At 72.8% G+C, this 19,564-nt stretch carries 15 protein-coding genes and 2 pseudogenes; 3 read left to right on the plus strand and 14 right to left on the minus strand.

Features of this window, described 5'->3' with window-relative positions:
• The 13 genes and pseudogenes from ACTMS0_RS00005 to ACTMS0_RS00065 all read right to left on the minus strand — a co-directional run.
• On the minus strand, window positions 1–139 hold a 139-nt coding region (locus tag ACTMS0_RS00005; RefSeq protein WP_441153961.1), incomplete at its 3' end, for an adenosylhomocysteinase.
• Between the two features lie 284 nt (window positions 140–423).
• Entirely contained in the window at window positions 424–1,587 is a 1,164-nt protein-coding gene (gene manA, locus ACTMS0_RS00010) for a mannose-6-phosphate isomerase, class I (protein ID WP_441152978.1), read from the minus strand.
• A gap of 3 nt (window positions 1,588–1,590) precedes the next feature.
• Complete coding sequence (locus ACTMS0_RS00015) at window positions 1,591–2,577, minus strand: cation diffusion facilitator family transporter (protein ID WP_441152979.1); 987 nt, start codon at window positions 2,575–2,577, stop codon at window positions 1,591–1,593.
• A 37-nt stretch (window positions 2,578–2,614) separates the two neighbouring features.
• On the minus strand, window positions 2,615–3,811 hold the full coding sequence (locus tag ACTMS0_RS00020; RefSeq protein WP_441152980.1) for an SIS domain-containing protein: 1,197 nt from the start codon (window positions 3,809–3,811) through the stop codon (window positions 2,615–2,617).
• Window positions 3,808–3,993: a Trm112 family protein gene (locus tag ACTMS0_RS00025; RefSeq protein ID WP_441152981.1), complete on the minus strand. Its 186-nt coding sequence runs from the start codon at window positions 3,991–3,993 to the stop codon at window positions 3,808–3,810. The genes ACTMS0_RS00020 and ACTMS0_RS00025 overlap by 4 nt, the downstream gene beginning before the upstream one ends.
• 62 nt (window positions 3,994–4,055) lie before the next feature.
• A complete protein-coding gene (locus ACTMS0_RS00030) occupies window positions 4,056–5,441 on the minus strand; it encodes a phosphomannomutase/phosphoglucomutase (RefSeq protein WP_441152982.1) in 1,386 nt (461 codons plus the stop codon).
• Window positions 5,442–5,662: 221 nt separating this feature from the next.
• On the minus strand, window positions 5,663–6,760 hold the full coding sequence (locus ACTMS0_RS00035) for a hypothetical protein (protein WP_441152983.1): 1,098 nt from the start codon (window positions 6,758–6,760) through the stop codon (window positions 5,663–5,665).
• Between the two features lie 187 nt (window positions 6,761–6,947).
• Window positions 6,948–7,628: pseudogene (locus tag ACTMS0_RS00040) on the minus strand (endonuclease V); the annotation flags it as partial.
• Window positions 7,629–7,674: 46 nt separating this feature from the next.
• Window positions 7,675–8,068 (minus strand): annotated as a pseudogene (locus ACTMS0_RS00045) (DinB family protein).
• Between the two features lie 128 nt (window positions 8,069–8,196).
• The gene (locus ACTMS0_RS00050) at window positions 8,197–8,619 is read right to left on the minus strand and encodes a hypothetical protein (RefSeq protein WP_441152984.1); all 423 of its coding nucleotides are present in this window, start codon (window positions 8,617–8,619) and stop codon (window positions 8,197–8,199) included.
• Window positions 8,620–8,644: 25 nt separating this feature from the next.
• Complete coding sequence (locus tag ACTMS0_RS00055; protein ID WP_441152985.1) at window positions 8,645–13,090, minus strand: toxin glutamine deamidase domain-containing protein; 4,446 nt, start codon at window positions 13,088–13,090, stop codon at window positions 8,645–8,647.
• An 18-nt stretch (window positions 13,091–13,108) separates the two neighbouring features.
• Window positions 13,109–13,438, minus strand: a complete 330-nt coding sequence (locus ACTMS0_RS00060) for a hypothetical protein (RefSeq protein ID WP_441152986.1) — start codon at window positions 13,436–13,438, stop codon at window positions 13,109–13,111.
• Window positions 13,438–13,857: a YbaB/EbfC family nucleoid-associated protein gene (locus tag ACTMS0_RS00065; RefSeq protein WP_441152987.1), complete on the minus strand. Its 420-nt coding sequence runs from the start codon at window positions 13,855–13,857 to the stop codon at window positions 13,438–13,440. Before ACTMS0_RS00065 ends, ACTMS0_RS00060 begins: the two co-directional genes overlap by 1 nt.
• Window positions 13,858–13,933: 76 nt before the next feature.
• Between ACTMS0_RS00065 and ACTMS0_RS00070 the strand changes: the two genes are divergently transcribed.
• Window positions 13,934–15,166 (plus strand): SUKH-3 domain-containing protein, encoded by a 1,233-nt coding sequence (locus ACTMS0_RS00070; protein ID WP_441152988.1) that lies wholly within the window; start codon window positions 13,934–13,936, stop codon window positions 15,164–15,166.
• Window positions 15,167–15,228: 62 nt separating this feature from the next.
• On the opposite strand, the gene ACTMS0_RS00075 is transcribed toward ACTMS0_RS00070, so the two are convergent.
• Window positions 15,229–16,668 carry an aldehyde dehydrogenase family protein gene (locus tag ACTMS0_RS00075; protein ID WP_441152989.1) on the minus strand — a complete coding sequence of 480 codons (1,440 nt, stop codon included), beginning with the start codon at window positions 16,666–16,668 and terminating at the stop codon, window positions 15,229–15,231.
• Between the two features lie 134 nt (window positions 16,669–16,802).
• On the opposite strand from ACTMS0_RS00075, the gene ACTMS0_RS00080 reads away from it, so the two are divergent.
• Window positions 16,803–18,239 carry a gamma-aminobutyraldehyde dehydrogenase gene (locus ACTMS0_RS00080; RefSeq protein WP_441152990.1) on the plus strand — a complete coding sequence of 479 codons (1,437 nt, stop codon included), beginning with the start codon at window positions 16,803–16,805 and terminating at the stop codon, window positions 18,237–18,239.
• 3 nt (window positions 18,240–18,242) lie between these two features.
• Window positions 18,243–19,514, plus strand: coding sequence for a 4-aminobutyrate--2-oxoglutarate transaminase (gabT, locus tag ACTMS0_RS00085; protein WP_441152991.1), 1,272 nt, complete (start codon window positions 18,243–18,245; stop codon window positions 19,512–19,514).
• Window positions 19,515–19,564: the final 50 nt, after the last annotated feature.

Below are 19,564 nucleotides of genomic sequence, written 5' to 3' on the forward strand. Positions count from 1 at the left end.
CGGGCATCTCATGCTCGGCGAGCCGGATCTCCTTGCGCCCGAACTCGGCAAGCGACAAATCCGCCACCTTGAAGTCGCCCTCGGCGAGGGTGCTCGGCCGGGGCGTTCCGCTGGCGGACGCCGGGAGGGTGCTGGTCATGAAAGCTCCTGTCGGACGATGTGCAGCGCGACCATCCACCTTACGCGCGCGCACCGACGGACTGTCGCCCGGTCGGCGGACAGCGCACGGGGCGGTCGGTGGTGGACAGACTTTCCGCCCACGGTCCGGCCGCCCCGTGCATCCCCCCGGTTTGGTTCCCCGCGCGCTCTCGGGACCGTCGTCGCGATAACGCTGCGTACCCATAGAGTCACACTGCGCTGATCCTGCGTCAAGCTATTCCGGGAAAGTCGGACTTGTTCAGCAGGCAGAACCGCGCGCGCCTCTCAGCGCAGCCCGCAGCTCGCGACGTACGCCTCGCCCACACCCGACAGGTGCAGCTCACCGGCGGCGGCCGGGCCCACGGCGGCCTGCCCCGGCCCGAGCGCCACCTTGCCGGTGCCGTCATCGACGGTGATCCCGCCGGCCCCGCAGAGCACCACCCGGGGACCGGCGAGCGGCAGCGTCACCTCGGGGCGCTCCGCGCCCACCCGCACCCGGTGCAGCGCGAAATCGTCCACCGGCACCGGCCAGCAGACCACACCCGGCGCGACGTCACGCGCACGCACCACCGGATCGTGCAGCACCTCGAACCGCAGTACCCGGAGCAGCTCGTCCACGTCCACACGCTTCGGCGTCAGGCCACCGCGCAGCACGTTGTCACTCGCGGCCATGATCTCCACGCCCATGCCGCGAAGGTAGGCGTGCAGGTTGCCGGCCGGCATCCAGATCGCCTCTCCCGGCGCGATCCGCACGCGGTTGAGCAGCAGCGCCACCAGCACCCCGGGATCACCCGGATAGGCCACCGCCAGATCCCGCGCCAGCTCGGCGTCGAGCCCGCCGACCGGTGCCGACGCCACCGCCGTCACCAGCCCGTCCCGCTCGGCGGCGGGCCAGGTCAGCAGCAGACGTACGGCGTCGGACAGGCCCGCCGGCCCCGCGCGCAACGCGGCCACCACCGGCTCCAGCGACGGTACGCCGAACGCGGCGAGCACCTCCGCCGACACCGCCGGATCGCGGAAGCCGCAGAGCGCCTCCATCGGCGAGAGCGCCACCAGCAGCTCGGGCTTGTGGTGCGGGTCGACGTAGTTGCGCTGCGCCGCGGGACGCGCCGCGTCGGCGGCGTGCCCGGCGCGGGCCTGGTCCCGGTCCGGATGGGCCTGGAGACTGAGCGGCGCGTCGGCGGCGAGCACCTTGAGCAGGAACGGCAGCCGGGTGCCGAACCGGTCGACCACCTGCTCGCCGAGCCAGTGCCCCGGCTCGGCGAGCAACAGGTCGACCAGGCTGACGCGGGCACCGCCCCGGTCCACCGCGGCTGGTGCGCCCGGGTGGGCGCCCAGCCACAGCTCCGCCTCCGGTTCGTCGCTCGGCACCGGCCGCCCCTGGAGGGTGGCGATCGCCGAGCGGGACCCCCAGGCGTAGTTCCGGATGGGCCCGTACAGCAGCTCCACCGGTCAGCCTCCGGACCGCCCGGCGGTTTCTCCGGGCTCGGTGTGGGCGGCAGCGCCGGAGTCGGCCCGGTCCGCGTCGGCGTTGTAGATGTCCGGCTCGAGGTAGATGACCCGGGCGGTGGGAACGGCCGCACGGATCCGCGCCTCGACCGCGTCGATGCCGCGCGCCAGCTCCTCGGCGCTGTGCCAGGTCCGTACGCCGACCTTCGCCGCCACCATCAGCTCGTCCGGGCCGAGGTAGAGCGTCTTCATGTGGATGATCCGCTCGACCTCCGGGCCGGCCGTGACCGCCTCTTCGATGGCCGTCAGGTCGTGCGTCTCAGCGCCCTCACCGAGCAGCAGGCTCTTCGTCTCGATGGCCAGGATGACGGCGATGGTCACCAGCAGGACACCGATCATCGCGGTGCCGATGGCGTCCCACTCGCCGTTGTCGGTGATCAGTGTCATACCGACGCCGAAGAGCGCGAAGATCAGACCGAGCAGTGCGCCGAGATCCTCCAGCAGCACCACGGGCAGCTCCGGGGCCTTGGCCCGGCGGACGAAACGGACCCACGACTGGTTGCCCCGGACGAGGTTCGACTCCTTGATCGCCGTCCGGAAGGAGAAGGTCTCCAGGATGATGGCGATCACCAGCACGGCGACCGGGACCCACTTCGCGTTCGTGATCGGGTGCGGATCCGACCACTTGTGCCAGGCCTCGTACAGCGCGAAGAGGCCACCGACGCTGAACAGCACGATGGACACGATGAACGCGTAGACGTAGCGCTCCCGGCCGTACCCGAAGGGGTGCTGCGCGGTGGCGGCGCGCTTGGCCCGCTTGCCGCCAAGCAGCAGCAGGCCCTGGTTTCCCGAGTCGGCCACCGAGTGGATCGACTCGGCCAGCATCGACGACGAGCCGGTCAGCGCGAACGCGATGAACTTCGTGACGGCGATGCCGATGTTGGCCAGCAACGCGGCGACGATCGCCTTCGTCCCACCGCTGGCACTCACGCCGCCACCTCGCTCCGCCGTGCCGTCTTGCGTTCGCTCACTGGTTCGCCAGCTCCTTCATCTCCGTGATGGCCGGGACGGCCATCGGGTCCAGCCCGTGCGCCAGGGCAAGATAGATCGACGCGAAGTCCGGAACCGCGACCAGCGAGGCGAGCCGCTCCAACGCGGAGCCGCCCTCGGCGGTGACCACGTCGCAGCGCACGCCCCGCCGCTCGGCGAGGGTCTGGACCGCCTCCGCGCGCCGCTCCTCGACCGCGAGGGGCTCGTCGGTGTCGTCCTCGGCGTTGAGCCCGCCGTCGCGCAGCAGCACCAGCCGCAGCCGAATGCCGGCGGGCGTCTCCTCGTCCGGGTCGGCGAAGATGTCCCGCTCCCCCTCGACCAGGCCTCCGAAGACGCCGTCGAGCAGGCCGACCCGGCCACGGCCGGCCTCGCCGAGCGCCCCGGACACGACCGGATAGCGGGCGTTCGCCGACAGGGTGTCGCCGAACCGGCGGGCCGCGACGGTCGCCAGCGGTGACGAGCCCCAGACGATCGGGATCGAGCCGGCCAGGCCCAGCGCGAGCGACTTCGCCGGGTTGACGAAGGACTCGGCCGTCGGGCGGCAGCGGTCGGCCTCCGCGTCGAGCCGGGCCGCGGTCTCCGCCAGGTCGGCCTCGTTGACCTTCACGAGGCCGAGCGTACGGGCGGCGAGCAGAACCGGCACGGTGAGCGCCCAGAGGCTGGCCCGGGCCGGGGCGCGGCGGGGCACCGGGATGAACGGCGCCCGGGCGCGTTCGGCCACGGACTGCAGCTGTGAATCGGGGGCACCGACCGCGACCAGACGGGCACCGCGTCGGTGGGCCGCCTCGGCCGCGCCGAGCGCCTCGGGGCTGCGGCCGGAGGCGCTGACCGCGATGACCACGTCGGCGGCGCCGACCCAGCCGGGCACGCCGGCGCTGCGGTGCGGAATCACCGGGACGGGACAGCGCGGCCCGGCGACCGTGGCGAGGACGTCGCCGGTCCGCCCCGCGGTGCCGATGCCGGCGATGACGACCGCGCGTGGCCGACCCTCGTCGCCCAGCACGGAGAGGTTGGCCTCGGCGGTGAGGGCTGCCGACTCGCGGACCTGCGCACCCGCCGAGGCGATGTGCCGCAGCATCCCACCCGGATCCCGCTCGGCGAGCGCGTCCGGGTCGTTGAGCAGGGCCTCGTCGGCGTCGCGGTGGCCGCTGACCCCGGCCGTACCGTCGATCACGACCGCTCCGCGGGGCCGCCGCGCGCCTCGTCGAGCAGCAGCACCGGTACGTCGTCGCGGACCTCGAAGATCCGGCCGCACTCCGTGCAGGTCAGCGTCTGCGCCTGGGCGTCGTAGTTCAGCGGGGCGTGGTGCGTGTCCGGGCAGGCGAGGATCTCCAGCAACTGCGGGTCCAGGGCCATGGCACGGCTCCTTCCACGTGTGCGGCTTCACCGGACGGCGGTGCCGACCGGCGCACGCGATCTTATCGGCGAACCCGGTCGAGCACCTCGTCGCGGAGCGAGATCATCCGCTCCCGGGTCGGGGCCTCGACGTTCAGCCGCAGCAGCGGCTCGGTGTTGGAGGCCCGCAGGTTGAACCAGGCGCCGTCGGGGAAGCGCAGGGTGAGCCCGTCCAGCTCGTCGGCCTCCGCCTCGGGGTACGCGGCCCGCACCTCGGCGAGCTTCGCCGCCTGGTCGGCCACGGTGGAGTTGATCTCGCCGGAGGCGACGTACCGCTCGTACTCGCCGGCCAGCACCGACAGCGGCAGCGACTGCTCGCCGAGCGCGGCCAGGGTGTGCATCGCCGCGAGCATGCCGGTGTCGGCGAACCAGAAGTCCCGGAAGTAGTAGTGGGCGGAGTGCTCACCACCGAACACCGCGTTCGTCCGGGCCATCTCCGCCTTGATGAACGAGTGCCCCACGCGGGAGACGACCGGCTGGCCACCGTTCTCCCGGATGATCTCCGGCACCGCGCTGGAGGTGATGAGGTTGTGGATCACCGTCGAGCCGGGGTGCTTGGCCAGTTCGCGGGCGGCGACCAGGGCGGTGATCGCGGACGGTGAGACCGGCTCACCGCGCTCGTCCACCACGAAGCAACGGTCGGCGTCACCGTCGAAGGCCAGGCCGATGTCCGCGACGTGCTCGACCACGGCGCGCTGGAGGTCGACCAGGTTCTTCGGGTCGAGCGGATTCGCCTCGTGGTTGGGGAAGGTGCCGTCCAGCTCGAAGTAGAGCGGCACGATCTCCAGCGGCAGGGCCGGCAGCGCGGCGTCACCGAGCACGGTCGGGACCGTGTAGCCGCCCATACCGTTGCCGGCGTCCACCACCACCTTCAACGGGCGCATCCGGGAGAGGTCGACCAGCTTGCGCAGGTACGCCGCGTAGTCGGCGAGCAGGTCCCGCTGCTGCACGGGCGCGGTCGGCTCGCCGGCGGGGCGCGCCTCGCCCGAGTCCAGCAGAGCCTGCGCCCGGTCCCGGATGTCGGCCAGGCCGCTGTCCTGACCGATCGGCCGGGCACCGGAACGGCACATCTTGATGCCGTTGTACTGCGCCGGGTTGTGGCTGGCGGTGAACATCGCCCCGGGCAGGTCGAGCGATCCGGAGGCGTAGTAGAGCATGTCGGTGGAGGCCAGGCCCAACTCGATCACCGTACGGCCCTCGGCGCGGACGCCGGCGGCGAAGGCGGCCGCGAGGCCGGGGCCGGTGGCCCGCATGTCGTGGGCGATCAGGACCGCGTCGCCCGGCTCACCGGAGGCGTTGAGGACCTGGGTGAAGGCCGCGCCCAGCGCCTCGGCCGCGCGCTCGTCCCACTGGTCCGGCACCGTCCCACGGATGTCGTAGGCCTTCACGATCTGGGACAGATCAGACACCGGTTCCGCTCCTTGCGCTGCAGGTCGTCAACGGCCTGAGCGTATCGGAGGACGGCCCGACACCTGGCCCCAGGCGGCGAGCCGGAACCTGAACCGGTGTCCCCGGCGGGTCGCCGGTAACGGAGCACCGGCCCGGAGAGGCCGGTCGCCGGGCGTGATCCGACGTCCCCTACCGGGCGGGCGGTGCGGACAGTTCGCGCCGCCCGCTCGGTCCGGGGAGTTCAGTCGGGCAGCCGGGGCATGAACGTGGTGCGGTCCTCCTCGCCGGTGCCCCCGGACGTTCCGGAAGCCGGCGTGCCGTACTGCCCTGGCACGGGCGGGGTGGACGGTGGCGGGGCGCCGTAGGGCTCCCCTGGGGCGGGCGCGCCCGGCATCACCTGGGTCGCGTCCACCGGGGCGCCGTAGAGGCCGGCGGAGGGGCGCTGGGCGGGCGGGGTTCCGTACAGGCCGGGCGTGGCCGGGCGGCCGGTGGCCGGCTGGCCGTACACCGGACCGGGCTGGCCGGGCACGGCGGGCGGGCCCTGCGCGGAGCGGTAGGTGCTGCCACCGGGGGTCCCGGGACCGCCGGTCGGCTCCTTGTCCTCCCGGAAGCGGCGGACCAGCAGGACGATCAGGACGATCCCGACCGCGACCATGGCCAGACCGAAGAACATGATCGGCGAACCGCCGGACTCCTCGGCCGCCACCGGGCTGGCCGCCCCACCCCCCGGATCGGCGAGCGCCTCGACCGACGTCCCTTCCGCGGCCTCCGTCACGGCGGCGCTCGGAGTCGGCGACGGGGTCCGCGTCCGGGACGGCGTCGGCGAGGCGGAGGCCCGGCCGCCGACCACACGGGAGGCGTCCGAACCGCGACCCAGCACCTGACCGACCGCGTTGGTCGCCTCGCCGACGACGGCCAACCGGCCGTCCGGCGCGCCGGCGGCGAACGCCACCCGGTATCGCACGGTGATGCTCTTGCCCTTGCACAGCCGTGGATTCGCCGGGGAGGTGGCCGCGGTGTTCACACCGCCCCCGCCCCCGGACAGCGGCACCGGGAACCAGCGGCCACCCGCGTTGACCTGCACCTGGACCTGATCCGCCTGGAGCCCGTCGAGGCGCAGGGCGAGCGCGGTACGCAGCAGGACGCAGCCCTCCGTACGCTTGCGCACCTCCACGGCGACGCCCTCGGCCGACCCGCCGGCCGTGAAGCGCCCGGCAGCGCCCACCCGGACCGAGTCCTCGTCGGCGAATGCCGGGGACGCACCGAGCGCCACCAGGCCGCCCACCACCGCGCAGACCGCCCCGAGCCGCGCCGCGTGCCGCCGTACCGACATGATCACCTCGCCGTTCCTCCCCCCGGACGGGGGTCCGCCGGTCAGGCTACTACCGGGCCTGGTCAGCCTCCGGTCACAGAGCGCTCCGCATGTGCCCCGCGTTACCCTCCGGCGGCGCCATCCACTCCGATCGGTACCCGCCACCGCCCGCACGTTCGCCCAGCTCGCGCCGCCCGCTCAAGCAGCGATCCAGTCCGCTCATCCGGCGGCCAGAGCGTCCCGGGCACAGCCGGTCGGCGGTGCGGGTGGTCTCCGGCAGGCGGAAGCGTGGCGTGAGCGCGAGTACCTGAGCGATCGCGTTCTCCAGGCTCATCCGGTGACCGACGCTGACGAAGACCGGCTTCACCCCGTCCCGGGTCCGCAGCACCCCACCGACGACCGCCCCGTCGTCGATCAAGGGAGTCCAGGCTCCGCGCCGATCGCCCGGCGCCGCCCACCGCCCCACCAGCGGGGTCTTCCCCACCCCGACCGCCGGCAGGCCGGTCACCACACCCAGGTGGCACGCCAGCCCGAACCGGCGCGGGTGCGCCAGCCCGTGTCCGTCGCACACCAGCAGGTCCGGAGGGGTACGCAGGCGATACAGCGCGTCGAGCAACGCGGGCACCTCTCGGAACGCGAAGAGCCCGGGGACGTACGGGAAGGCGGGACGCCCGACGCCGACCGCCTCGTCGACGACGGCCAGGGTCGCGGTGTCCAGCACGGTGACGGCCGCCGCGAGCCGGTCGCCGCCTTCCGCGTACGCGACGTCCAGACCGGCCACCCTCGCCGGGGCGGTCGGTCCGGGACCGACGAGATCGACCAAGGGCCGCAGCCGATTCTGGATCGCGAGCGCGGTGGGCACGTCGGCCGGCTGCTCGTAGTCGACCTGGCCCACGCTCTTCCTCTCGTCATGGCGCCGCCGGCTGGCCTGGCAGCCCCGTTCACTGGCCGACGCGGCCGTCGATCAGCTCGCGGAGAAGGTCGGCGTGGCCGTTGTGCCGGGCGTACTCCTCGATCATGTGGCGACCACCTCCGGATCGGCCACCGCCCCGTCGAAGTCGCCGTCGGGGTCGACCGCGGTGCAGTACAGCTTCGGGGCATCCTGGCCGGCCATCGTCCGCCGGTACCACCCCCGCTCCACCTCGGCCATGTGCCGGACCAGGGCCGAGCAGGGACATCGTCGACGGCGGTACGGACCGGCGCGCCAGGGCGTCGGCGTCGAGATCGGCACACTTGAGTTCGAGGGTGAGGCGCTGGCGCCGAGAAACCCGACGAGAACACTCCGCTCGTCGTCGTCGAAGCCGCCATCCGAGCGCGGGTCGTCCTCGGGAACATGTTCGACCAGGCGAAGCCTCGCGTGGGGGTGGAGTCAGTCATGCCAGCGACCCTCACCGATCCCCGACGACGCCGCACTAGGGTTTCCGCGGGTCCGTCTGCGCGGCATCTTCACGCCCAGCCAGGCGCTATCGACTTGACTCACCCAACGTGGGATCAGCCGCCTCGTCGCCGCTGCGTTGAAGGAGTTCCTCGAACATTACGAAGGTCCTGCGTTGGATGCCCTCAACTAAAGCGATCTCCCGTGGAGTCGGATACCGGCGTTCACGCGCCTGACTCTCTCTTACCGCTCTGACGGTCTCGTAGAGAGCGAAGACCGGACCCTCACCACGCAGGTAATACCCGCGGTCGTGCTCTGTCCGCTGGACGAACTCGTCACGCGTCAACGGCTCGATTTCGCCATCCTCGCCGAAGAGAACCTTGTCTATGAGGTAGTTCGCCGGAAGCCAACCCCCCGTGTCTTTGGATAAGCGCCATGCCGCAACCCCCCCGTCCGCAGTCTCGACAAGTTTGACGGGCGACTCGTAGTAGCTGAAGAAGGCGGGAAGCACGAGGCCATCCGAAGCCGTCATCTGTCTACGCCCCACTCTCGTCAAGTCCCAACGCCCGCCAGAAGGCCTCTTGCTCCCGGCGGAGCAAGGCACCCCGTATTGCACGTTCGGCAGCCGTCAGCGGTCGATCGTGGACCTCAGCCAGCGCCTTGAGGTCACGCCGGACCTCGTACAGTGCATGTTCCCACTTGGCGACCATGTCGACCGGGGTGAGGTGGAGGCGGAGTTCGGCAATGTGCCCGTTGGTCATCCGCAGATTCAAGAGAACGTCCCGGTACCCGCTTCCTCGTGGCTTGAGGAAGCGGTCCTTGATCCCTACGACGACCAGATCTGGGTGTCGTCCCACCCTGTCAAGCGTCGCATAAAGATCATTCAAGTTGTCAAACTCGATCTTCGCAGCTGCAAGATCCTTGAGCCGCGACGCATCCCCGTCGTACTCGACAAGCTTGTCCAGCACCCGATCCAGCCTCTTGGGCTCGGTGCGCCATCCAGCGATCCCTCGCTCCACCGCAAGTCGTGTCGCAATCTCATTCAGCTCACGTTGGGCATCCTGCGCATCGCCGTAGAGTTGTTGCACGTAGCTCATCCGGTAATGCTCGTCGTGACGTCGTGAGACGTCGAAGCCGTCTTGGACCGCAGACTGCGTCGTCTCCGCCAAGCGCCTGCTTGCCTCCCACTGAGCTGCCGTCAGGTGTACAGGCCGAGGCGCCGAGGGACGGTCGTTGGCGACAGCTTCGACGCCCCGTCGCTCTATCTCGTCAACGGCTGAGCCGAGTACTGCAATGGCCTGCTGATGGTCGGCGAGGTGGTGCAGGGTTATCGGTCGCGCGGTCAGTGACGTCAGCAGTTCGGGAGTCGTGCAGAGGATCCGGACCAGGTCAGGTGACCCGATCAACTGCCGCAGCAGGGTTTCGGCGAATCGTGGCTTGTACTGCTCGGGCTCGCTCCGGATGGTGTCGAACATCGAGCGCATGCGCGCCTCGCCCAGCACCTCGGCCAGGCTGGCGGCAGCCGGTCGTTCGAGATCGGGAGCCACCGCCCGGAGCGCTGCATCAATGTCGGCCGTCGGTGCCCCCGCCGTTACGGCGGCGAGGACGGCGCTCAGCTCCTGTCCGTCGCCGTCCGCGTCGGGTACATCAGACGTTCCCGGCCCGAATCTGGTTGGCTCTGCCGGCATTTGGTGCTGGGCCGGCCGTTCGTCTTCGGGCCTGGTCGCCGGGCCCGGTTCGGCCCGCATCGGTTCACCGTCGTCGGACGGCTCGGGCGGTTGGGCGGAGCCGGGGCTGGCGAGGAGGTGGAGGCGGTTGAGGTAGGGCTCGCCGTACCCCTGATGCTCGGTCGCCGGCGGGTACGCCGGCAGGTCCGGTCGTTGGCTGAACAGGCCGCGCCGCAGCCCTGCCAGCGGCAGCGGTTCGCCGTCGCCGGCGAGGACGAGAACGTCCACGTCGACGGCGTTGTACGGGTGCGGGGCACCCCGGTGGCGGCCCAGCGGCTCGTCGGCGATCTCGCCGGACTGCGGGTCAAGGTAGAGGACGGTGCCGTTCTGATTCAGCGCCACCCAGATGTGGGAGCCGCCGCCCTCCCACTGGTTGATGACGAACGCGAAGCTGCCGTGGCCCCCGACGAGCAACTGGTCGCGCAGGTTCCGGTAGCCGATGTCCAAGACGCGGGCCCGCTCGGCCGGCGGCATCTCCGTCGACGGCTCGCAGAGGCGCTGGAAGCGCCCGCCGGTGACGTCCTCGATCCGCCCCGGCCCATCCGCCTCGCCGTTGAGGGGTCGAGTGATGTCGCCGAGGGCGTACGCGTCGAAGGTGCGGGGCGCCGAGACCCGGGGGCGCCCGTGCACCCAGGTGTCGAAGAGGGACAGGGTGCAGTCGACGCAGTTGATGCTGCGGGTCGGGTCGGCCTGCGGCCCGCCGTCGTTCACCAGCCCGAACCACCCGCCCACGCGGGGATCGGCAGTGCGGACCACGGTGCCGTCAAGCCTTCTCGGCATCCGCCGCTCCACGTCCCGCTGGTGCAACGCCAGCGGCGGGCGCAGCCCACCACGGCGGTGGTACCTCCGGGTGCGATCGATCGGCGGCGGGCGGTCGTCGCCGGTCAGCGCCGACCGGTCGCTGGTCCCGACCGCGCCGTGCGCCAGGTCCCCCACGTCGTCGTTGATGCGGTCGAAGTCGTCGCCGACGACCGCCACGACGCCGGGTGCCCTCGTCCCGGCCAGGACCGCGTCCGCGAGATCGCGCTGGCGGTGGCACCAACTCTCGCGCTCGCGGCCCTCGGCGAAGATCCGCTCCGACACCGCCCGGTATCCGGCCCGGGCCAGCCGCCGGCTTTCGCCGATCAGCCAGCGCGCCTCGTCGTACGCGCGGTCCGCCGCCTGGCGCAGCTGGTCGGCGCGGTCACGGCGGCGGTTCTCCTCGTGGTTGTTCCGCTGGTGCTCGAAGTGCCCCCGGTAGCGACGCCGCTCGAAGGCTTCCTGGTCGGCGGCCCATCGCGCGGCGTACCACTCGGGGCTGCGGGGCCGGAGCGCTTCCGGTCCGACCACCAACGGCGCGTCCGACGGCCGGAGGGTCGGCGGTGGCGTCGGCGGGAGGGGCGGCGCGAAGCCGGTGCCGTGCCGCGTGTCCGGGCCGGCCAGCGGCGGCGCCGTGCCGCCGGACCGCGCCACCGGATCGCCCGAGACAGGCGCCGCCGGACCGGCCACCGGTGGCGCTGCGGCACCGGGCCGCGCCACCGGATCGGTCGGGACGGGCACCGCCGGACCGGCCAGCGGCGGTGCCGCGCCGCCGGACCGCGCCACCGGATCGGCCACGACGGGAGCGACCGGGGCGGCGACGGGCGGAGTCGGCCCGGCGTGCGACGGGGTGCCGACCGCGGTGATCGGGCCGGCCGAAACGGACGCGACCGGGCCGGCGAGGGATCCGGCGGCAGACTGCGCCACGGGACCGGTCGTGACCGGTGACTGTCCCGTGGACACCGCGGGTGCGGCGACCGGCGGGCCGTCGGCACCGCCCACCCCGGGCGAAGCCGACGGCCCGTTGACCATCGAGGAGAGCGTCGGGGTCCCGGCCAGCGACGGGTCACGTGGTGACGGCGGCCCGTCGAGCGGCCGGGACGGGTCGGCCACGGGCGACGCGTCCCGCGCCTGCGGCGGCTCCGCCGGCCCCGTACCCGAGGACACCACCGGGCCCGATACGGCCGCGGCCGTCGCGGAGTCGACCGGCACGCCCGACCCGGCGGCCGTCGCAGGGGCTGCGGCCTCGACCGGTCCGACCGTCACCGGCGCCTCGGCAGGACCGGCGGCCAGCACGCTCGGCGCGGGTGCGATAGCTCCGGACGCACCTTCCGTGCTCACGCCGGTCGCTCCGGACGCGGCACCGCCGGTCGAGGGACCGTCCGTTCCGATGGTGACGGGCGGGGCGATCGCGGGTGGCGGCAGACTCGTCCCCGCGAGCGCGCTGAGCCGGCCGTCGAGGCGGCCCTGGAGCGCGGCGTCCGCCTGGGTGGTGGCCGAGCCCCGCGCGCCCGAGACGGCCGCGCGGGCGGCATCCTCCAGTGAGGTCGGGCCCTGGCCGGTGGCAAGGCTCGCGGCCTGCTCGGCGAGCACCTCGCCGGTCATCTCGCGGGCGACGTGTTCACCGATGCGGGCGCCCCGACCGGTCGCGTGCCGACCCAGACCGGCCAGCGGCGCCACCGCGCCGCCGGCCAGCCCACCGGCCGCGGAGGTGCCCAGCTCGGCGACGTCGAGGCCGTGCCGCCGGCCGGTGGAGTTCTGGTACGCCTGGGTGGCGAGGGTGACGCCGGCCTCCTCGCCGGCCTCGTACAGGCCGCCGACCGCGGCCCGCCGGGCGAGGCCGCGGACGCCGCCCTTGGTGACCTCCTTGGCGGCACGTTCGCCGGCCTCCTTGAGCCCGTGTTTGAGGGCTTTGCGGGCGAGCTGCGCCAGGAGCCGCTTGAAGATCTGCTGGACGATGAGGCGGGTCGCGGTGATCGCCGCGGCGGCGGCGGGTGAGGCCGCGCCGGCCGTCAGCACAGTGGCGACCGCGAGGCCGACCAGCTCGATGACGAGGATGCCCAGCTCGATCCAGACTTCGAGCTTGGCCCCCTCGATGTCGCACCCGCACTCTTCGACGAGGCGCGCCAGGTCGGTGCTGACCGTCAGGAGCACCGGTAGTGGGGCGTCGTCGCCCTCGGCCACCCGTCGCCAGGCGCCGTCGAAGGCGGTGGCGACCGCGCCGACCCCGCCGTACCCGGTGCGCACCTCGGCGGCGGCGGTGACCGCGTCGGCGTGCGGACCGGCGAGGACGGCGGCGACCGCGTACCACTGGTCGGCCAGGTCCCACACCGCACGTTCGTCGCCGTCCGGCCACTCCACACCGACGACCCAGTCGAGGGCGTCGTACATCCAGCCGGGCAGGTCCCAGGGTGAGTAGTCGAGCGGGTGCGGAATCGGACTCGGCAACAGGGTCATCCGGACCTCCTCCGCCGGTCAGCGCCCGTCGGCCACGCGGTCGATCCGGCCCGCGTTCGCGGTGTCCGTCCGCACCGTGGCGTCGACCGACCGGACCACGTCCGCGCCGAGACCTTCCAGGTGGCGACCCACGCCCTCCCAGACCCGGAACACGGTCTGCTCGAACCCCCGGTAGCTGCGCTCGAACGCGGCACCGATGTCGTCGCGGCCCCAGGGCCGCGCCGCGCTGGCCGCCGCGATCTCGCCGCCGACCTGCTGACGCCGGGCGGTGACTTCGGCGCCGGCGTGCGCCAGGTCCGCGCCACCGCGCCGGGCCCGCTGCGGGTCGAGCCAGAGCTGGTCGCCCATCACGCGTCCCGGTGCAGTGCGGCGTCGGTCCGCCCGAGGAGCGCCGACAGATCACCGGTACGCAGGAAGTCCGCCGCGCCGGTGCCCTCGGGGAGGTAGCCGGCGGTCAGGTCGCGGGTGGCCTTCGCAGCCGCCGCCGCGGCGCGCTGCGCCGTCTCGGTGATCGTCCGTGCCAACCCCCGCGCGTCCCGGTCCCGGTAGATCGCGGGATCCAGGTCCACCGAGACCAGTTCGCCCCGGGCCCCGACCACCACGGTCACCCGCCCGTCGTCCGAACGTTGGGTGACGCGGAGCTCGGCCAGCTTCCGCTGCAACTCGTCCACACCGGACCGTAACCGCTGGTACTGCCCGTACACCTCGTCGAACCGTGCCCGCAGCGCACGGTTGGCGTCCCGGTCCGCGTTCTCGCCCAACGTCACCCTCCCCCGGTCACCGTCGGTAGGGCGAACCATACCGGGCGCCACGAAACCGTGGGGGTCCGGTAGTTTCTGGGGCGTGATCGACCGCCAGCAGGCCGAGCAGCTCGCCGCCGTGTGGGCCCGGCGCGACTCACAGCGTCTCGGCCACGAATGCCACCCGATCGTCGACGAGTTCGACCTCGGGTTCGTGATCCGGTCCACTGTGGCCACCGAGGTCCGCACGGTCCCGGGCGACCTGCCGACCACCGTGGTCGACAAGCGGACCGGCGAGGTGACCACGTGGCCCCGGGTGCCGGTCGAGCAGGTCGAGCGGATGTACCGGCGGAGCCGCCCCGAGGGGCCGCCCGCGCCGCGCACGGTCGATCCGGCGGGGCAACTGCTCCGCGAGATCCGGCGGATCCCCACCCCGGCCACCGCCGCGCACCTCAGCGTGGACGGGCAACTGTTCCGCGCGCAGGGCGCCAAGGGCGATGTCGAGCTGAACCATCACCCCCTCGTGCGGGCCTACCTGGACGAGCTGCCCGCGGGCCATCTGGTCCGCGGTGGGGAGCGGCACGCCGAGCTGGTCGTCGTCTCGGACGTCCTGCACGAGTACGACCACCAACGCGCCGCCGAGGGCATCGAGCCGATGGCCATGCCGGACGCGGAGACGCTGCTGGCGCGCGTCCGCTTCGAGGTGTTCCGGGTCCGCGAGCCGGGCGACCGCTACGCGGGGCGGGCCTCGCGCAGCTGCGACTCGTGCTTGAACTTCCTCGTGCACTTCAACGTCCTGCCCTGGTCGGAGCTGGCGTTCACCGCCGAGTGGCGGCCCGATCCGCAGCCACCGCACCACCCGGGTCGGTTCCCGACCGAGGTCGCCGACGCGCTGATGGAGGGCGGCTGGGAGGACAGCGAGTTCAATCCCGCCCTCGCGAACGGCGCGATCCGGGAGACATGCGAGGTGCCCGGTCGGGTCCACCGCCACGAGCCGTTCCCGGCCGCCCGGCAGGCCCTCACCGCCTTCCCCGCCGTGGTCAGCAGCCGGCGCGGCCCCGGCGAGGCGGTGTGGATCAGCCGGTTCACCACCAACCCGCTGCACGGCGCCCACTCGGCCGACATCCTGGCCGACTTCGGCGCGCTGATCGGCGCGCGGCTGTTTCCGTTCGGCTCCGAGTTCGGCGAGAGCATCTTCGCCGTCGACGAGCGCGGCCGCGTCTTCGCGCTCGACCAGGCCGGCGAGTGGTTCCTCGGCGAGGACGTGGACGCCGCCCTGACGACGCTCATCCTCGGTCGCGCCGCGGCCCGCGTCCGCGACGACGGCACCTGGTGAGGGGAGCCGGATGTTAGGAAGGGACCCTTTTACGACACCAGGCGTTAATAGGGGGCCCTTCCTTACACCGCCACCCCGGTGAGGACGAGGACGCGCGGGTCGGTGTAGTCGTCCATCGCGCTGCGGACGCCCTCGCGGCCGACGCCGCTGCCCTTCATCCCCCCGTACGGCATCTGGTCGGCCCGGTACGACGGCACGTCCCCGACGATCACCCCGCCGACCTCCAGGACCCGGCCGGCACGGAACGCGGTGTCCAGGCGGTGGGTGAAGACGCCCGCCTGCAACCCGTACGCCGAGTCGTTGACCGCCGCGAACGCGGCGTCGTCGGTCTCCACCCGGGCGACCACCAGCACCGGCCCGAAGACCTCCTCCGCGCTGACCCTGGCGTCCTTCGGTACCCCGCTGAGCACGGTCGGCGGGTAGGCGGCGCCCTCGCGCCGGCCGCCGACCTCGATGGTGGCGCCGGCCGCGACAGCCTCGTCCACCCACGCCTCGACCCGGAGCGCCGCGTCCTCGGACACCAGCGGCCCGACGTCGGTGGCCGGGTCGGCCGGGTCGCCGGTCCGCAGCTCCTGCACCGCCGCGACCAGCCGGGGCAGGAAGCCGTCGTAGAGCCACTCGTGCACGTACACCCGCTGCACTGCGATGCAGGACTGCCCGGCCTGGTAGTTGGAGAACATCGCGATCCGCTGCGCCGCGAAGCCCAGGTCCTCGTCGGAGTTCCAGTCCTCGCAGATCACCGCCGCCGCGTTGCCGCCCAGCTCCAGCGTCACGTGCTTCTCCGGCGCGGACCGGCGGATGGCGGCGCCGACCGGCCCGGAGCCGGTGAACGACACCACCGGCAGCCTCGGGTCGGTCACCAGGTCGGCGGCGCGCTCGTTGGGCAGCGGCAGCACCGAGAACATGCCCGCCGGCAGGTCGGTCTCGGCCAGGATCTCGCCGAGCAGCAGCGCGGACAGCGGGGTGGCCGGGGCCGGCTTGACGATGATGGGGGCGCCGACCGCGATGGCCGGGGCGACCTTGTGGGCGACCAGGTTGAGCGGGAAGTTGAACGGGGCGATCCCCAGCACGGGACCGCGCGGAGCCCGGCGGACCAGCGCGATCCGGCCGGTGGCCGCCGGGTCGGTGTCGAGGCGTTGCAGCTCGCCGGAGAAGCGCCGCGCCTCCTCGGCGGCCCAGCGGAAGGTGGAGACCGCCCGACCGACCTCGGCCTTCGCCCACTTGACCGGCTTGCCGTTCTCGGCGGTGATCAGCGCCGCGATCTCCTCGGCCCGCTCGGCCAGTCGCCGGGAGACGTGGTCCAGGGCCGCCGCGCGCAGGTGCGCGGGCAGGGCCGCGGCCTCCGCGGTCACCGCGGCGGCGGCCGCGACGGCGGCCTCGACCTGGTCGGGCGTGGCCAGGGTGGTACGCCCGACGGCACGTCCGTCGTACGGGTGGTGGACGGTCAGCTCGCCCTCGCCGTGGGCGGGACGGGAGGCGACATAGAACGGTACGGACTCCACGCTGAGCAGCGTAGACGACGGACATGTCGACGGAAACAGTCGCCGTGGGCCTTGTCTGCCGCGAATTCAGTGGCGAAGATGGCAGAAGCATTGCGATAACCGCGCAGACCGCACCCCCTCGGAGTGATCCCGTCATGAGCGACCAGCACAAGCTGCGCAACTTCGTCAACGGCGAGTACGTCGAGCCGGCCGACGGCGGCTACGCCGACTTGATCGACCCCTGCACCGGCGAGGTGTTCGCGCAGGCGCCCGTCTCCGGCGCCGCCGACGTGGACGCCGCGATGAAGGCCGCCGCCACCGCCTTCGAGAGCTGGCGGGACACCACCCCCGGCGAGCGGCAGAAGGCGCTGCTCAAGCTCGCCGACGCCGTCGAGGCCCGCGCGGCGGAGCTGGTCGACGCCGAGGTACGCAACACCGGCAAGCCGCGCCAGCTCACCGCCGACGAGGAGCTGCCGCCGTCGGTGGACCAGTTCCGCTTCTTCGCCGGCGCCGCCCGGCTTCTGGAGGGCCGCTCGGCCGGGGAGTACATGGCGGGGCACACCTCGTACGTGCGGCGCGAGCCGATCGGCGTCTGCGCCCAGGTCACGCCCTGGAACTACCCGCTGATGATGGCGGTCTGGAAGATCGCCCCGGCCCTCGCCGCCGGCAACACGGTGGTGCTGAAGCCGTCGGACACCACGCCGGTCTCGACGCTGCTGCTCGCCGAGATCGCCTCCGAGTTCTTCCCGCCGGGCGTCTTCAACGTGGTCTGCGGCGACCGCGACACCGGGCGCGCCCTGGTGGCCCACCCGACCCCGCAGCTGGTGTCGATCACCGGCTCGACCCGCGCCGGCAAGGAGGTCGCCTCGGCGGCCGCCCCCGACCTCAAGCGCACCCACCTGGAGCTGGGCGGCAAGGCACCGGTGGTGATCTTCGACGACGCGGACGTCGAGGCGGCGGCCGAGGCGATCGCGGTCGGCGGCTACTTCAACGCCGGGCAGGACTGCACCGCCGCCACCCGCGTCCTCGCCGGCCCGGGCATCCACGACGACTTCGTGGCCGCCCTCGCCGAGCAGGCCCGCAACACCAAGACCGGCGCGCCGGACGACGAGGACGTCCTCTACGGGCCGCTGAACAACGCCAACCAGCTGGCCCGGGTGCGGGGCTTCGTGGACCGGCTCCCGGACCACGCGAACCTCGAGACCGGCGGCGCGCAGGTCGGCGAGCGCGGCTACTTCTACTCGCCCACGGTCGTCTCCGGCGTCCGGCAGGCCGACGAGATCATCCAGGACGAGGTGTTCGGCCCGGTCATCACCGTGCAGCGTTTCTCCGCCGAGGACGAGGCGGTGCGCTGGGCCAACGGCGTCGAGTACGGCCTGTCGGCCTCGGTCTGGACGAAGGACCACGGCCGGGCGATGCGGATGACCCGCCGGCTCGACTTCGGCTGCGTCTGGGTGAACACCCACATCCCGTTCGTCTCGGAGATGCCGCACGGCGGCTTCAAGCACTCCGGGCACGGCAAGGACCTGTCGGTCTACAGCCTGGAGGACTACACCCGCATCAAGCACGTCATGCACAACATCGAGGGCTGACCCATGACGTCCTCGGAGGAACTGCACAAGCGGCGCGGCGCCGCCGTCGCGCGGGGCGTCGGCAGCGTGATTCCGTCCTACGTGGACCGGGCCGCCGGTGGCACGATCACCGACGTCGACGGGCGGGAGTGGATCGACTTCGCCGCCGGCATCGCGGTCACCAACGTCGGCAACTCCGCCCCCCGTGTGGTCGAGGCGGTGAAGGCGCAGGTCGAACGCTTCACCCACACCTGTTTCATGGTGGCGCCGTACGAGTCCTATGTGGCGGTCTGCGAGCAGCTCAACGGGCTCACCCCGGGGGCGTTCGAGAAGCGCTCGGCGCTGTTCAACTCCGGCGCCGAGGCGGTGGAGAACGCGGTGAAGATCGCCCGGCACGCCACCGGGCGGCCGGCGGTGGTGGTGTTCGACCACGCGTACCACGGACGGACCAACCTCACGATGGCGCTGACGGCGAAGAACATGCCGTACAAGCACCGGTTCGGGCCCTTCGCCGGGGAGATCTACCGGGTGCCGATGTCGTACCCGCTGCGTGACGGCGGCCTCGACGGCGCGACCGCGGCGGCCCGGGCGATCGAGACCATCGAGAAGCAGGTCGGCGCCGAGAACGTGGCGGCGTTGCTGATCGAACCGATCCAGGGGGAGGGCGGTTTCGTCGTACCGGCGGAGGGGTTCCTGCCGGCGCTGCGCGAGTGGGCGACGGCGGCCGGGGTGGTCTTCATCGCCGACGAGATCCAGACCGGGTTCTGCCGGACCGGCGACTGGTTCGCCTGTGAGCACGAGGGCGTCGAGCCCGACCTGGTCACCCTCGCCAAGGGCATCGCCGGCGGGCTTCCCCTCGCCGCCGTGACCGGCCGGGCAGAGCTGATGGACGCGGTGCACGTCGGTGGCCTCGGCGGCACGTACGGCGGCAACCCGATCGCCTGCGCGGCGGCGCTCGCCAGCATCGAGACCATGCACGAGCTGGACCTGGCGGCCGCCGCCCGCCGGATCGGGCAGGTCATGGGCGACCGGCTGCGGGCCATCGCCGCCCGTGACCCGCGCGTCGCCGAGGTACGCGGCCGCGGCGCGATGCTCGCCGTCGAGATCGTCCAGCCGGGCGCCCTGGTTCCGGACCCGGCCGCCACGGCCGCGGTGTCGGCGGCCTGCCACGCCGGCGGCCTGCTCACCCTCACCTGCGGGACGTACGGCAACGTGCTGCGCTTCCTGCCCCCGCTGGTCATCGCAGAGCCGGAGCTGACCCGCGGCCTGGACATCCTCGACGCCGCCTTCGGCTGAGGTGTAAGGAAGGGCCCCTTGTTAACAGACGTCTGTTAACAAGGGGCCCT

The organism is Micromonospora sp. H33 (genome assembly GCF_052068455.1).
Lineage (GTDB): Bacteria > Actinomycetota > Actinomycetes > Mycobacteriales > Micromonosporaceae > Micromonospora.

What these genes read in the sequence shown, in the direction of transcription:
- gabT (WP_441152991.1), top strand. Translation starts at nt 18,243, where the DNA reads ATGACGTCCTCGGAGGAACTGCACAAGCGGCGCGGCGCCGCCGTCGCG.
- ACTMS0_RS00025 (WP_441152981.1), bottom strand. Translation starts at nt 3,993, where the DNA reads ATGGCCCTGGACCCGCAGTTGCTGGAGATCCTCGCCTGCCCGGACACG.
- ACTMS0_RS00060 (WP_441152986.1), bottom strand. Translation starts at nt 13,438, where the DNA reads ATGGGCGACCAGCTCTGGCTCGACCCGCAGCGGGCCCGGCGCGGTGGC.
- ACTMS0_RS00055 (WP_441152985.1), bottom strand. Translation starts at nt 13,090, where the DNA reads ATGACCCTGTTGCCGAGTCCGATTCCGCACCCGCTCGACTACTCACCC.
- ACTMS0_RS00080 (WP_441152990.1), top strand. Translation starts at nt 16,803, where the DNA reads ATGAGCGACCAGCACAAGCTGCGCAACTTCGTCAACGGCGAGTACGTC.